This is a genomic window from uncultured Brachyspira sp., from assembly GCF_949287625.1.
Classification (GTDB): domain Bacteria; phylum Spirochaetota; class Brachyspiria; order Brachyspirales; family Brachyspiraceae; genus Brachyspira.
The window spans coordinates 20,398-34,776 of sequence record NZ_CASEGO010000001.1; the positions used below are offsets into that span (position 1 = coordinate 20,398).

Consider the following 14,379-nt stretch of genomic DNA (forward strand, 5'->3'; position numbering starts at 1 on the left):
AAATATTTGTTTGTTATTTTAGAATAAATTATGATGAGGCACTCTATATTATAAAGCTAATAAATTAATAATAATCAATAAAAATTATATTTACACTTTTTGTAACCAAAAATTTTACACTTTTTGTAAATACACTATTGACATTTTTTGTAAACAGGCTATAATATAAATATATAAAAAATAAATCGAATAAATAAAAATGAAAAACAAACTATTAAGAGAAAAAATAAAAGAGCTTGATATTAGAATAATGGACTTAGCCAAATATATGGAAATGTCAAGACCTACAATTTATAAATATATAGAAATGTACGAAACTGGACATCGTAATGAAATAGAATCAAAAGTTTTAACTGTTTTTGAATATATTGATAATAATAAAAATATAGGCAAGACTAATGTTATAAAGTTTATATTAGAAAATATATCAAAAATAGAAGAAAATATCAGCGAAACAGAAAAGAAAAAAATACAAGTAAGAAATTTATTAAAACATCAAAATAAAACAAAAGAGGATTTTATATATCTTATTTCAGAAGATAATTTCTTTGACCCTATTTTAGATTATTTGATAAGATGCAGAAATATAGCTGATAAAAAAATCACAGAAGAAGAATATGAGTTTATAAAGCCTTTAGAAGAACTATATAAAACTCAAGGCTTTAAAATAAAAATAAATAAAAAATGGAGTGATAAATGAATAGAAGATTTTTAAAAATCCAAAACTTTAGAAATATAGGAGTTACAAAAGACTTGGAAGAATTCCAAACACTTTATTTAAATAACACTTTGAATAAAGATGAAATGGGCGAGCTTATAATACTTATAGGCGAAAACAATGTCGGTAAATCAAATATACTGAATGCTGTTAAAGTAATAACACCTATAGAAAATATTGAAAGCATAGATTTAGAAAAAGATATTCCAGACTTTATGGACTATGAAGATGCAAAACCTAAAATAAAACTTATTTATGCTGATGAAAACGAAAGCAAAGAAATAGAATATTTTTTAGATGAAAATTTAAATGTTAATTATAATTCTAATTTACAAAAAGAGTATAAGACTATTAAAACCAAAAAAACGGTAAAAGGCAAAGAATTTGATATAGAAGCAGTAAAAGCAGAATTTAAGAATAAATTTAATTTATATAAATCACAAAGAAATACTTTTTCTCAAAGAAATTATTCTTATGAAAGCAGTATCAAAAATATTCATAATCAATATAATGGTGCAATAAATAAGAAATCATTAGATGAAATTGTACCTATATATGAAGAGTTAAAAAAACTATATTCAAATTTCGTTTCAGAATATAATAGTTATTATTCTAAAAAAATAGAAGAAAAAGAATTTGATGATTTAAGAAAAATAGCCTTCAAAGATACAGTTATAGAAGCAGAAGAAACTATAGAAGTACCTAAAGATATTATAAAAGAAAAATATAATATTAACTTTATACCTAATATTATTTATTATAAAGAAGAAGAGGTTAAAGACAGCGATTTAGTTACTACTCCTGAAAACATTAAAAATTCTAAATTTTTTAATGCATTATTCAAAGCTATAGGAAAAAATATCAGCACTATAGAAACAGCCTATGAAAAAGCAAAAAAAGCTCCCGGACATAAAAATCAATATCAAAACACAATAAATCAGAATCTTAAAGATATAGTAAGCAAAAAATTTAATGAATTATACTTTCAGGATTTGAACACTCAGGAATATAATTTCTATATCACTTTAGAAAAAGATCAAATATATTTATCTATGAAAAAAAATGGAAATATTATTTCATTAAAACAGCAGTCTGTAGGCTTTAAATGGTTTTTTAATTTCTTCTTTTTCTTCTTTAATTTTTTACACTCTAATGAATTAAATCCAGGTGATATAGTTTTGATGGATGAGCCAGAAATACATTTATCAATACCTGGCAGAAGAGATTTAAGAAATTTCATTAAAAACTTTGCTAGAAATCATGGCGTAACATTTATAACTACTACTCATAATCCTTCATTTATAGATGTTGATTATTTAGATGAGCTTAGAATTGTAAGATTCAAAAAAGATAAAATAGGCGTTGAAATACAGAATGATTTTTCTGCTATAGGTGAAGATGAAGTTGATACATTAAATGAAATAGTAGATAGTTTCGGAGTGCTTCATAGAGATATAATAACCAATCCTAATAACAAAGTAATATTTGTTGAAGGGCTTATGGATTATAATTATCTTACAGCTTTTAAGAAATTAAAAGAAGCAAAAGAAAATAAAAAAATTAATTTGGTATTTCTTCCTATTCATGGACTTGGAAAAGATGATAAGCAGATGAATAATAAATTAAAACAGTTGGTACAGTTTAGGGAGGCTGTTATATTGACAGACAGCGATGAGAGGGCTAATTTATTCAAAAAAGCTTCAGAATCAAATACTTTAATGAAAGAAAAATTAACGGTATTTCAATTAAAAGAAGCAGATCAATCTTTCAGAGAAATAGAAAGCCTATTCAGTAATAATGACAAAGAAAGATATAATGAAATGATACAAAATAAAAGCGGAAGCCTTTCTTCATTATTCAAAAACAATATTCTTAAAAGAGAATTAGATGAACAGACTATAAATAATTTTAATAAACTTCTTGACTATTTAAGCGAAATGGTATTAACAGATAATAAAAATAACGGCAAAAAAAATCAAGAAGCGAATCAAAATTCTTAAATACAAACAATTAAAACTTAAACAATAGAAAAGGGACTGTTTATTACAGTCCTTTTTTATATGATGCTGCTATTAATAAATCAGACTTCTTTCAAAACTCAATTTGTTAATATTGATAAATGTTTAATTTAACATTTTTAAATTATAGTTGGTGCTTTGCCATGCAAAGCACACAGTAGTGCCACGCTCTGCATGCATTCGGCAACCCCAGTTCTTTTGTGACGCTGTACGCCCGCGGCATGGTATAATAGTATAAAAGAACCATACGGCGAAAGAACTGCATTTTGTAACTTAAATATGTAATTTATACAATATATAAAGCATTTAATTAAACAATAATTACTATTATTTAATTCAGCATAAAATAACAAACTTATAAAATTATTTGTCAAGTACTTTTGAAACAAGTATAATTATAATCAGTAATATAAATAAAATTGTAATTGACTATAATTATTTGTATGATATTATATAAAAAATTTTATATAAACTTAAGGAGAATCACATGAAAAAAAATCTCATTATCACTTTCACCCTATTATCTATTATATTATTAATGGCAGGCTGTCAGAAAAAAGAAGCTGCTGAAACTCCTGAAGTTGTAAACTACAAAAATTTGACCGTAGATGAAGCTGCAGCATTAATAGTATCTAATCCTGATATTATAGTAATAGATGTTAGAACTCCAGATGAAATTAAAGAAACAGGTACTATAGAAAATGCTTCAAATATAGATTTCAAAGCAGCTGATTTCAAAGAAAAAGTATCTGCATTAGATAAAAGCAAAGAGTATTTATTATTCTGCAGAACAGGAAACCGCTCTGGTCAGGCATCTCAAATAATGGCTGATTTAGGATTTACTAACATTAATAATTTAAAAGATGCAGGATATGATGAGTTTTCTAAAGCATTGGCTAAATAATTTATCATTATTTTATTATTATGAAATATAATTTTTATAAACACAAAACATTACATTATAAAAATAAAATCCCCCTTATTTTTCAATATTAATTAGATCGTGAATCTATAAAAAAACATTCAAAATTATTATCATTATTAAATTAATTATAAAAAATAGTATTTGTTACTATAAAACAATTAACAAGTATAGTAATATTATTTATTATACTTGTTAATTAAACTAATAAAATATTTACGGAGGAATCACAATGCATTTTTTAGAAATGTTAAAAAAATACGGCATTAATCTAAATAAAAAAGAAATTAAAACAATACAAATTAATACAGGATATGCCTGCAACCTAAATTGTACCCACTGCCATGTGAATGCAGGAAAAAACAGAACTGAAACTATAAAAAAAGAAGTAATAGATGACTGTTTAAAATTTATAAAAAACTGCGGTAGAGAAATTGATATTGATATTACTGGAGGAGCTCCTGAAAAATCAGAGTTTATAGAATATTTTATAAAAGAGCTTAGAAAATTAAAGAATGTAAAAAGAATAATATTAAGAACAAATTTAACTATTTTAGAAGATAAAAAAGAACTTATAGAAGTTTTTAAAGATAATAATGTGGAATTAACAGCTTCTCTTCCATGCTACACAAAAGAAAATGTAGATGAACAAAGAGGAAATGGTACTTATGAAAAATGTATAAATATGCTTAAATATCTGAACTCTATAGGATATGGCATAGATGAAAACTTAATAATAAATTTAGTTTATAATCCTTTAGATGATTATCTGCCTTCTTCTCAAAAAGAACTTGAAAAAGATTATAAAACAAATTTAAAAAATGATCATAATATAGTGTTTAATAATCTATACACAATAGCAAATATACCTATAGGAAGATTTGAAGAAAAGCTAAAGAAAAATAATAAATATGAAGCATATATGAAACTTCTTGAAGATAATTTTAATGCATCAAATGCGTTTAAAGTAATGTGTCTCGATACTATTAATATAGGATATGACGGAAAGGTTTATGACTGTGATTTTAATCAAATGAAAAATCTTTTATCACAGAATGGAAAGTCTTATTATATAGGCGATCTGACTATTGATGATTTTAAAGATAATCATATACCAGTTGAAGACTACTGTTACGGATGTACTGCTGGAGAAGGAAGCAGCTGTCAGGGAAATTTATCTTAAATAATTATTGAATTTAAAAAATCATTTTACTATACTTTATTATAATACATAAACTATTCGGAGATTTTTTTATGCAAAGTAAAAATATACCTACTGTAAGATGGACTGGAGAAGAATTATATATACTTGACCAAACACTAATACCTATAACAGTAAAAGAAATAAAATTATCAAATGAAGAAGAGGCTTATAATGCTATAAAAGAATTAAAGGTGAGAGGTGCTCCTGCCATAGGTGTTGCCGCAGCATATTCTTTACTTATAAACTTAAAAAATAAAACTAATTTAAATACTAATGAGTTTATAAACTTTGTGGAAGAGAGAGCAAAATATTTGAACTCTTCAAGACCTACCGCTGTTAATTTGAGCTACGCATTAAACAGAATGATAAATACTATGAAAAACAAAAAAGACAAATCATCTTTAGAATTATATAATATCTTAGAAGAAGAGGCTAAAAAAATACATTCTGAAGATATTGATATATGCCAGAAAATAGGAGAATACGGCTCAGAACTTTTAAAAGATAACTATGGAATATTAACTCACTGTAATGCTGGAAGACTAGCTGTAAGCGGAATAGGAACAGCACTTGCTCCTATGTATATAGCTCATCAGAAAGGAATAAAAATAAGAGTATATGCTGATGAAACAAGACCGCTTCTTCAGGGAGCTAGACTAACGAGTTTTGAACTTCAGGAGGCTGGAATAGATGTTACTTTGATATGCGATAATATGGCTGCTTTTATAATGTCAAAAGGACTTGTTGATTTGGTAATAGTAGGCTGCGACAGGGTTGCTGAAAATGGAGATGCTGCAAATAAAATAGGAACTATGGGGGTAGCCATTTTAGCCAAATATTTCAATATACCTTTTTATATAGCATGCCCTTCTACAACATTTGATTTAAATACTAAAACTGGAAATGATATAGTAATAGAAGAAAGAGATGCTAAAGAAGTTATTAATTTTGCAGGAGTACAAACTGCACCTTTAGATATGAAAGTAAGAAATCCAGCTTTTGATGTTACTCCTAATGAACTTATAACAGGATTTATCACTGAAAAAGGTATAATAAAACCGCCTTACATAGAAAATTTAAAAACACTTCTAACTAAATAGATAAAATATATAAAGGAGATATAAATATGGCTTATAAACAATTAAATATTAATACTATATCAGATTATTTAAAAAGTATAGATGAAATGAAAAATATATTCTCAAGTTTTGATGATTTAGTTATAACAGAAATTGGAGACGGAAATTTAAATTATGTATACAGCATTACAAATAAAAAAAATGATAAAGAGACTGTAATCTTAAAACAGTCTGTACCTTTTTTAAGATGTGTGGGAGAAAATTATCCTTTAGAAAAAGACAGAATGAAAATAGAGATAAAAACACTCAAAGAACAGTACAAATTATGTCCGAATCTAGTGCCTAAAATATATTATGATTCTGATGATATGTGCGTTGTTATAATGCAGAACCTAAATAAACATAAAGTACTTAGAGGGGAAATAATAAACGGAAGAAAATTTCCTAAAGCTGCAGAAGATTTAACAGATTTTCTTTCAAAAACATTATTTTTCACATCCGATTATTATTTAGACAGCAAAACAAAAAAAGCACTTGTCACTGAATATATGAATGCTGAATTATGCAGTTTGACAGAGGATTTTATTTTTACCCACCCTTTTGAAGATAATGAAACTAATGTATTTTATGATGAATTAAATATAGAAAAAGTAAAACAATTTCAAAGAGATGCTTCACTAAAAACAGCAGCAGCTGAAATGAAATATGCATTTATGACAAAAGCAGAAGCGTTGCTTCATGGAGATTTTCATTTGGGAAGTTTTATGGGCAACGAAGAAGAAACTTATATAATAGATCCAGAATTTGCATTTTATGGTCCTATAGGTTTTGATATAGGAAAAGCAAGTGCTAACTTTTTTATGGCTTATATATCTCAGGAATATCATCAGAAAAGACTTGGCACAAATTCTATAGAGTTTAGAAAATGGCTTTTTGATACTGCTAAATATATGATAACAGGTACTTTAGAAAAATTTGAAAAATTATGGAAAAAGCATTTGAAAGATACTAAACCTCTATATTGGAATTATGATGAAGGAGAAAAACATTCTGAAGAGTATATAAAAACTGTATTAAAAAGAATATTTAAAGATGCAGTTGGTTTTGCAGGCTGCGTACTTATAAGAAGAACTTTAGGACTTGCTAAAAATAAAGATATTGCTTCAATAGAAGATTTAAAAGAAAGAGCAAGGCTTGATTGGATATGCTTAGAAATTGGAAGAGAGTTTTTAGTAAATAGAGATAATATTGATACTATAGAAAAAGTTTCTGATATTGTAAATAAGTATTCAAGTATTGATAAAATCTAATTAATTATAATAATTTTAAGCTGTATGTTTTTAATTTATATCTTTTTATTAACTATGGCTTAAAATTATTTTTTATTATTTTAAAATATAAGTCTGATTTTTCTGTACTACATAATTATAATTGCTTAAAAATTTATTGAGATAAAATTATTCTAATATTTTTTCAATAGCTATAGTAATCAAAAAGTAAAAGTACTATCCTTGAAACAAATCTATTATAAAATAAAACTATTGCAACATAAGAATATATAAGGTAAAATGTCTCACCTTAAATGAAATATGGAGGAGAATTATGAAAAGGTATTTAACAATAAAAAACTTTAGGAACATTAATCCAGTTTTGGAAAATGAACATGATGGAAGCAAAGAAAATGAATTAAAGTACGGAAGATTATACCTTAACGGAGATATGAAGCAGGGAGCTTTAATAAGCATAATAGGAGCTAACGGCATTGGAAAAAGCAATATACTTTCTGCAGTAGAAAAAGCTTTTACAGGCTGTATAGATGATAAAAGAGATAATCCAAAAATAGAAGGCTTTATAAACTGCAAACCAGAAATTTCAATATTTATAGAAACTGATGAAGGAATAATATACAAAGGCAATGCTCAAAATAAAAATATTGTATGGACTGTTATAGAAAACAAAGATTTATATGATATTGTTTTGAAAAAAAATTATATATATAAAATACTTAATTATATATTTAAAAGTGATGATGAAGTGTATAAGGATAATGAGCTATTTTATATTTACAAAAATAATTACAATATTGATAATAACATAAAAACTGATAATGAAAAAGAAAATTTTAATGATATATTAGATTATTCTTCAGAAAAGATTTCGGATATAATTTCTAAATACAAAGAAAATAAGAAAGTAGATAAATTAAAACTATTAATAAGCATACTTAAAACAGAATATTATGAACTTGATAAATGGAATAATTATTTAATATATTATTAGATGAAGAGAAAATAAATAAAAGTGATTTGCAATATTTAACAGATATATTAATAAAAATTGACGGTATAGAAAACTCTCAAGTATATGTTCATAAAAACAATATAAAAAGCGATGAACTTATAGTACCATGCTACAAAAAAAATGAAAACTCAATTTCAAAACATAACAGAAAAAATAACAATAAAAACTTTATTAAAGAATCTAATTTTCTATATTCTTTATTTAAATCAGCCAATAACTTGGAAATGTATGAATATATATCAGATAATTACAGCAATATATTATCTGATGTAGCATTTGCAAAACAAACAGAGAATGAAATAAATAAAATATTAGAAAATACCATATCTAAAAGGTTTAATGATTTATATATATCAAACAATGAATTATATAAATCAAATAGTGATTATAATTTTAAGATATCATTAGAAAAAGAATTCATAAAAATATATTTTGAAAGTAAAAACGGACTTACAAATTTGGAAAATGAATCTGAAGGATTTAATTGGTTTTTTAGTTTATTTTTTAATACATTAAATTATAATGAGTTTAAAAAAGGAGATATTATTATAATAGATGAGCCAGAGCAGCATTTATCAGTACCTGTAATAAAAGAACTTAGAGAATTTTTAAAACAGTTTGCAAAAGATAATGGAGTTACAATTATAACATCTGTTCAAATTCCATATTTTGCTGATATAAATTATTTGGACGAATTAAAAATAGCTGAAATAAAACAGGACGGTATAGGAATAAAAATAGAAAATGATTTCTCTGCAACTTATGGTAAATCGGATACTCTTGAAAAAATTATAAATGCATTCGGTATAAAACATATAGATATTACCAGAGATACAACACTAATATATGTAGAAGGCATTATAGATTATAATTATTTCACAGCCTTTAAAATACTTATGGAATATACAGAAAATAAAGAAATAGATATAGCATTCATGCCTATTAACGGTATAGGAAGAGAGAATGACGAAAAGCAAAAAAATATCATAATAGAAGCATTATGCAATATATCGAAAAATCCTTCTATATTAATTGACGGTGATAACTCTGCCAATCAATTTAAAGAACTTGCTAAAAATACGAATCTCAAAGTAACACAGCTTACAGATATAAACAGCAATTTTGTTACAATAGAAGATTTATTTAGTGATGAAGACAAACAAATGTACAAAATAGATAAAAAAAATAAAGACGCACTTTATTCAAGTTTATTTAAAAATAATATAATAGACTATTATAATAAAGGCTTAATATCTAAGGAAACAATAGATAATTTCTTTAAGGTGATAAGAGAAATTGATTAATAGAAATAATTTATAATAAATAAAAGGGACTATTTTTTAATAGCCACTTTTATAATTTATAAAAATTATTTTTCTACTTCTTTTTTATATTTTATTAAACCTTCTTTTAATATTTCCATAGATCTTTTCAAGTCTTTAGCTTCCAAAGCATAACACATTCTCACTTCATCTTTACCCAAACCTTCAGTAGCATAAAAACCTTCACCAGGAGCAAACATTACAGTTTCATTATCAAGATTAAAATCTTTTAAAAGCCATATAGCAAAATCCTCAGCATTTTTCACTGGAAGTTTTGCAAGTACATAAAATGCACCTTCAGGCTCTTTCATTACTACGCCGTCCATCTTTGTAAGCTCTTCAAATAATATTTTTCTTCTATTGTCATATTCTTTTCTAGCAGCTTCAAAATAGTTGTCCGGCAAATCATATAAAGCAGCAGCACCAACCATTTCAAGTGTAGGAGCAGATAATCTAGCCTGACATTCTCTAAATACTGCATTACTGAAATCTTTATTTTTGCTTATTATACAGCCTATTCTAGCTCCGCATGCTGAGAATCTTTTTGATATAGAATCAATTATTACAACATTATCTGCCAAATCTTTATAAGTACCAAAACTTATTGCTTTTCTGTCTCCGTAAACAAATTCTCTGTATACTTCATCACTTATGATGAACATATTATGTTTTTTAGCAAGATAAGCTATATCATCAAGCTCTTCTTTAGTAGATACAACACCAGTAGGATTTGAAGGGTTAGAGAACATATATGCTTTTGTCTTTGGAGTAATATGTTTTTCTATCTCATCACGGTTAGGAAGATGGAATCCTTTTTCTGCATAAGTTCTAACAGCATTACGTTTGATATCAAGCACATCATAAAAACTGTTATAATTAGCATAGTAAGGTTCTGCTACCAAAATTTCATCACCCTCATCAAAAATAGCAAGCAAACTGAATAATATTGCTTCACTTCCGCCATTAGTAATAGTTATTTCATTTTCTTCATAATGAACACCCAATTTATCATAATACTCTTGAATTTTATTAATAAGCGGTTTCATACCTCTTGAATGTTCATATTTAAGGGTTTTTCCTTTGTATTTAGAAATAGCTTCCAAAAATACGCTTGGTGTTTCAATATCAGGCTGTCCTATATTAAGATGGTATATTTTTATTCCTCTTTTTACAGCTTCTTCAGCATATGGATTTAACTTTCTTACAGGCGAAGTTTTTAGCCTTTGAATTCTTTTAGATATATACATATTCCTCTCCAAATTTTTATATATAGTAATCTAAAAAAACAGGATATATCAAACTATTAAAATTGTCAATATAATATATTTATAATACTAAATTTTTTATAATAGATTAATTAAAAGGCATATAAAAAAACCATACTCTCTCAAGTATGGCAAAATAACGAACCGGTGACGGGTTTCGAACCCGCGCATGCAGGAATGAAAATCCTGTGTGTTAAGCCTCTTCACCACACCGGCATATTAAATATAAATAGAACACAAACTCTATGTGAGCCAAGAAAGGTTCGAACTTTCGACAACCGCCTTAAAAGGGCGATGCTCTACCGACTGAGCTATTGGCCCGTTTGTTTCATTCATTTGAATGTTTGTATATAATAGCATATTATTATTTTTTGTCAAGTGCTAAAAACAATTTTTTTCATAATTATTATAGAAATATATTCCAAGGATTATAATTAGGTAAGTCCGCCTCTGCATAGATATATTCATCTTTTGTAGGATGCGGAAATCTCAGACTTTTGGCGAATAACGCTAAAGGAACATCATCTCTGTCATATTTTATATAATTTCCATATTTCCTGTCTCCATATATAGTGTGTCCTATATTTGAAAGCTGAACTCTTATTTGATGAAATCTTCCTGTTTCTAATTCTATTTTTAATAAGCTCAAATTTTTTATCAAATCTTCTTTTACAACTTCGTATTTTAATTTTGCTATTTTGGCATTTTTAGTATTTTCAAAAACCACCTGAGCAATATTACCTAATTTATTTGTTTTTTTTATAAGATAGTTTTCAAGCCTGCCCTCTTTATCTAAAAGTATGCCATTAACAACAGCATAATAAGTCTTCTCAAACTTTCTATCTCTTATGGCCTCGCTTAATCTTGAAGCAGCCTTAGAAGTTTTGGAAAAAACCATTATTCCAGACACTGGTCTGTCTAATCTATGAACAAGGCCCAAAAATACATTTCCTTTTTTATTGTATTTTATTTTTATATAATCTTTTATATTATCAAAAAAAGATAAATCCCCAGTTATATCGCCCTGCACAGGTATATTAGGAGGCTTCACTGCCACTATTATATGATTGTCCTCATAGATTGGATTAATATAATTTGTCATTTCTTTTTCTATATTCATGTTTTTACCGCTATATATTTAATATAAAATATTTTAAAACATTAGAAGTTATTGTCAAGTGGATAAAATTAATTATTAAAGTAGTGAGTAGTTTATTTTGATTAGTAAACAAAAGGAATGTGCCCAGTCAGGGAATCGAACCCTAGACACAAGGATTTTCAGTCCTTTGCTCTACCTACTGAGCTAACTGGGCAAGTGATAATTATCATAACATACATATAAAAAATGTCAAGCATTAATATAAAAATTATTACAAAAAATATATTTTTAGGTTTATACTTTTATATATTTTGACAAATAATAATGTTAATATATAATAATATTCTTTAATCCAAAATATATTAATTAAATATAAAAAAATAAACATTTAATGAGCAGGTAATACATGACAAAGAAAAAAGACAGAATAATAACATTTTCATTGATAGTTGTAATTATAATACTGATAAACGCTATAATTAATCAATTCACCCCAATGATAGATTTAACAAAAGATAAAGTATACTCTCTAAGCAAAGAAAGCAAAAACTTGGTAAAAAATTTAAAAGAACCTATGAGTATAAAGTTTTTTGTTACGCCAAATCTTCCGCCTCCTTTTTCAACTTATGAGAAATACGTAAAAGATTTGTTTGAAGGATATAAAACAGCAGGCGGAAAAAATATAAGTTTTGAAGTAGTAGACGCATCAAAACATTCTGAATTAGCTTCTCAGCACAGAATAAATCCAACTCAAATAAGTGTTTTAGAAAAAGATCAAACTCAGACTAAAGTAGCATATATGGGACTTTCTTTTATATACGGAGACTCTATAGAAACTATACCTTTTATTCAATCAACTGAAGGTTTAGAATATAATATAGATACAATTATAAGAAAAATGATGGATAAAAACGACAGATTAAAAAGACTTGAAAATAATTTAAATGTTTATTATATATCATCGCCTGAAATATATGATCTTCTTCAAATAGGAGCAATGGAAATTATACCAGACTCTATTATGCAGGCAGTTGCTGAAGCAAATAAAGACTTAATGAACAAAGTAAAGTTTATAAATGTAGATATGACAAACCCTACTAAAGAAAATGAAGAATTATTAAAAAAATTAAATGTAGAAAAGATAGAATGGGAAGATATAAAAGACCCAGACGGAAATATAGTAGCAAATAAAGGAAGTGCTTATTTCGCATTGGTTTTAGAAAACGGAGATGATATAAGACATCTTTCTACATCATATATCTTATATGGGGCTTTTGATCAAATAAAAGATGAAATATCAAAAAATATAGACAGTATGCTAGGACTTAAAGCTACTATAGGATATATACAAGGTCATGAAGAGGCAAACTACATAACTATACCTCCTCAATTCGGCGGAAATCCTAATGATGCATATGACAGTGTAAGCGAGTATGTATCAGAAATAGAAGGAAATTATAATTTTGAAGCAGTTGATATTTCTTTAAATGATATACCTTCTAATATAGACGCTTTAATAGTTTTAGGAAGCAAAACTGCATTCAGCGACTATGAATTATATAAATTAGATCAATTTATTATGAGCGGAAAGCCGGTACTATTTATGCTTAACGGCGTACAAATAAATCAGGACGATCCAGCTGCTCAAATGTACGGACCTAAACTTGTACCTGTTACAAACAGATTAAATGAAATACTTCCTAATTACGGATTTACTGTAGCTGCTAATATGATATTTGATGATAATGCATACAAGGCACAATTACAGCAGGGTATGCCTGAACAGAAAATGTACTACATACCTTTAATAGCTTCAGAAAATATCAATGCCAAAAGCGATATAACTAAAAGTATTAATTTAATGCTTACACCTATATCATCAGAAATTTTAACAAATACAAATAACACTGATATAAAAGTTACACCTCTAATTTACACTAGTGATAAAAGCTGGGTTGAAACAGAGAATTTTACCGCATCTATGACTGGAATGCCTCAAGATTCAAGTAAATTATCAAAAAGATTATTAGCTTCTGTATTTGAAGGAAAGATGAACAGTGCATTTGAAGGAAAGGATATACCATTATCAGATAATACTCAAAACAATATTAATAATGATATAAACAGAATTAACTCCACTACAAGCGGAAAAGTTATAGCTGTAGGCTCTTATGAAATGGCTAAAAACAGTGCTTATACTGCAAACAAAATTTTCTTAATGAATCTGGTTGATTATATGGTAGGAGATAACGGACTTATGAGCATAAGAAGAAAAGGAGCTGTATATAATCCTCCTTATCAAGTGCCAGAGACTGTAAAACTATTTGTAAGAGTTATAAATATAGTTATGCTTCCTGCTGCTGTTATAGTATTTGGGCTTATGCTATGGAGTTCAGATAAAAAGAGAAGAGAGAAGATTTTTGAAAAGTTTAATAATAAAAATTAATAAAT

11 protein-coding genes and 3 tRNA genes are annotated in these 14,379 nt (G+C 26.5%); 9 read left to right on the forward strand and 5 right to left on the reverse strand.

The window, feature by feature from the left end; all coding sequences use genetic code 11:
- Positions 1 to 199 precede the first annotated feature (199 nt).
- The 8 genes from Q1X91_RS00105 (at position 200) to Q1X91_RS00140 (ending at position 9,546) form a co-directional block, all read left to right on the forward strand.
- Complete coding sequence (locus tag Q1X91_RS00105; RefSeq protein ID WP_300752148.1) at positions 200 to 700, forward strand: hypothetical protein; 501 nt, start codon at positions 200 to 202, stop codon at positions 698 to 700.
- Entirely contained in the window at positions 697 to 2,718 is a 2,022-nt protein-coding gene (locus tag Q1X91_RS00110) for an AAA family ATPase (RefSeq protein ID WP_300752149.1), read from the forward strand. The genes Q1X91_RS00105 and Q1X91_RS00110 overlap by 4 nt, the downstream gene beginning before the upstream one ends.
- Positions 2,719 to 3,223: 505 nt before the next feature.
- Positions 3,224 to 3,640, forward strand: a complete 417-nt coding sequence (locus Q1X91_RS00115; RefSeq protein WP_300752150.1) for a rhodanese-like domain-containing protein — start codon at positions 3,224 to 3,226, stop codon at positions 3,638 to 3,640.
- Positions 3,641 to 3,890: 250 nt separating this feature from the next.
- Positions 3,891 to 4,841: an arsenosugar biosynthesis radical SAM (seleno)protein ArsS gene (gene arsS, locus Q1X91_RS00120; RefSeq protein WP_300752151.1), complete on the forward strand. Its 951-nt coding sequence runs from the start codon at positions 3,891 to 3,893 to the stop codon at positions 4,839 to 4,841.
- A 71-nt stretch (positions 4,842 to 4,912) separates the two neighbouring features.
- Positions 4,913 to 5,962 (forward strand): S-methyl-5-thioribose-1-phosphate isomerase, encoded by a 1,050-nt coding sequence (gene mtnA / locus Q1X91_RS00125; RefSeq protein ID WP_300752153.1) that lies wholly within the window; start codon positions 4,913 to 4,915, stop codon positions 5,960 to 5,962.
- A gap of 26 nt (positions 5,963 to 5,988) precedes the next feature.
- On the forward strand, positions 5,989 to 7,251 hold the full coding sequence (gene mtnK, locus Q1X91_RS00130; protein WP_300752155.1) for an S-methyl-5-thioribose kinase: 1,263 nt from the start codon (positions 5,989 to 5,991) through the stop codon (positions 7,249 to 7,251).
- A gap of 292 nt (positions 7,252 to 7,543) precedes the next feature.
- Positions 7,544 to 8,221, forward strand: coding sequence for an AAA family ATPase (locus Q1X91_RS00135; RefSeq protein WP_300752157.1), 678 nt, complete (start codon positions 7,544 to 7,546; stop codon positions 8,219 to 8,221).
- Positions 8,222 to 8,247: 26 nt separating this feature from the next.
- Positions 8,248 to 9,546, forward strand: coding sequence for an AAA family ATPase (locus Q1X91_RS00140; RefSeq protein WP_300752159.1), 1,299 nt, complete (start codon positions 8,248 to 8,250; stop codon positions 9,544 to 9,546).
- 65 nt (positions 9,547 to 9,611) lie between these two features.
- Here the strand turns inward: Q1X91_RS00140 and Q1X91_RS00145 are convergent, their stop codons facing one another.
- The 5 genes from Q1X91_RS00145 to Q1X91_RS00165 all read right to left on the reverse strand — a co-directional run bounded on the left by Q1X91_RS00145 (position 9,612) and on the right by Q1X91_RS00165 (position 12,142).
- Complete coding sequence (locus Q1X91_RS00145; RefSeq protein ID WP_300752162.1) at positions 9,612 to 10,811, reverse strand: pyridoxal phosphate-dependent aminotransferase; 1,200 nt, start codon at positions 10,809 to 10,811, stop codon at positions 9,612 to 9,614.
- A 160-nt stretch (positions 10,812 to 10,971) separates the two neighbouring features.
- Positions 10,972 to 11,045, reverse strand: a tRNA-Glu gene (locus tag Q1X91_RS00150).
- 32 nt (positions 11,046 to 11,077) lie between these two features.
- Positions 11,078 to 11,150, reverse strand: a tRNA-Lys gene (locus tag Q1X91_RS00155).
- Positions 11,151 to 11,235: 85 nt separating this feature from the next.
- Complete coding sequence (locus tag Q1X91_RS00160) at positions 11,236 to 11,949, reverse strand: RluA family pseudouridine synthase (protein ID WP_300752164.1); 714 nt, start codon at positions 11,947 to 11,949, stop codon at positions 11,236 to 11,238.
- 120 nt (positions 11,950 to 12,069) lie between these two features.
- Positions 12,070 to 12,142, reverse strand: a tRNA-Phe gene (locus tag Q1X91_RS00165).
- A gap of 192 nt (positions 12,143 to 12,334) precedes the next feature.
- On the opposite strand from Q1X91_RS00165, the gene Q1X91_RS00170 reads away from it, so the two are divergent.
- Positions 12,335 to 14,374: a Gldg family protein gene (locus Q1X91_RS00170; RefSeq protein WP_300752166.1), complete on the forward strand. Its 2,040-nt coding sequence runs from the start codon at positions 12,335 to 12,337 to the stop codon at positions 14,372 to 14,374.
- Positions 14,375 to 14,379 lie beyond the last annotated feature (5 nt).

Coding starts and splice junctions, on each gene's coding strand:
- Q1X91_RS00110 (WP_300752149.1), top strand. CDS start 697: ATGAATAGAAGATTTTTAAAAATCCAAAACTTTAGAAATATAGGAGTT.
- Q1X91_RS00145 (WP_300752162.1), bottom strand. CDS start 10,811: ATGTATATATCTAAAAGAATTCAAAGGCTAAAAACTTCGCCTGTAAGA.
- mtnA (WP_300752153.1), top strand. CDS start 4,913: ATGCAAAGTAAAAATATACCTACTGTAAGATGGACTGGAGAAGAATTA.
- Q1X91_RS00105 (WP_300752148.1), top strand. CDS start 200: ATGAAAAACAAACTATTAAGAGAAAAAATAAAAGAGCTTGATATTAGA.
- arsS (WP_300752151.1), top strand. CDS start 3,891: ATGCATTTTTTAGAAATGTTAAAAAAATACGGCATTAATCTAAATAAA.
- Q1X91_RS00115 (WP_300752150.1), top strand. CDS start 3,224: ATGAAAAAAAATCTCATTATCACTTTCACCCTATTATCTATTATATTA.
- Q1X91_RS00170 (WP_300752166.1), top strand. CDS start 12,335: ATGACAAAGAAAAAAGACAGAATAATAACATTTTCATTGATAGTTGTA.
- mtnK (WP_300752155.1), top strand. CDS start 5,989: ATGGCTTATAAACAATTAAATATTAATACTATATCAGATTATTTAAAA.
- Q1X91_RS00135 (WP_300752157.1), top strand. CDS start 7,544: ATGAAAAGGTATTTAACAATAAAAAACTTTAGGAACATTAATCCAGTT.
- Q1X91_RS00160 (WP_300752164.1), bottom strand. CDS start 11,949: ATGAATATAGAAAAAGAAATGACAAATTATATTAATCCAATCTATGAG.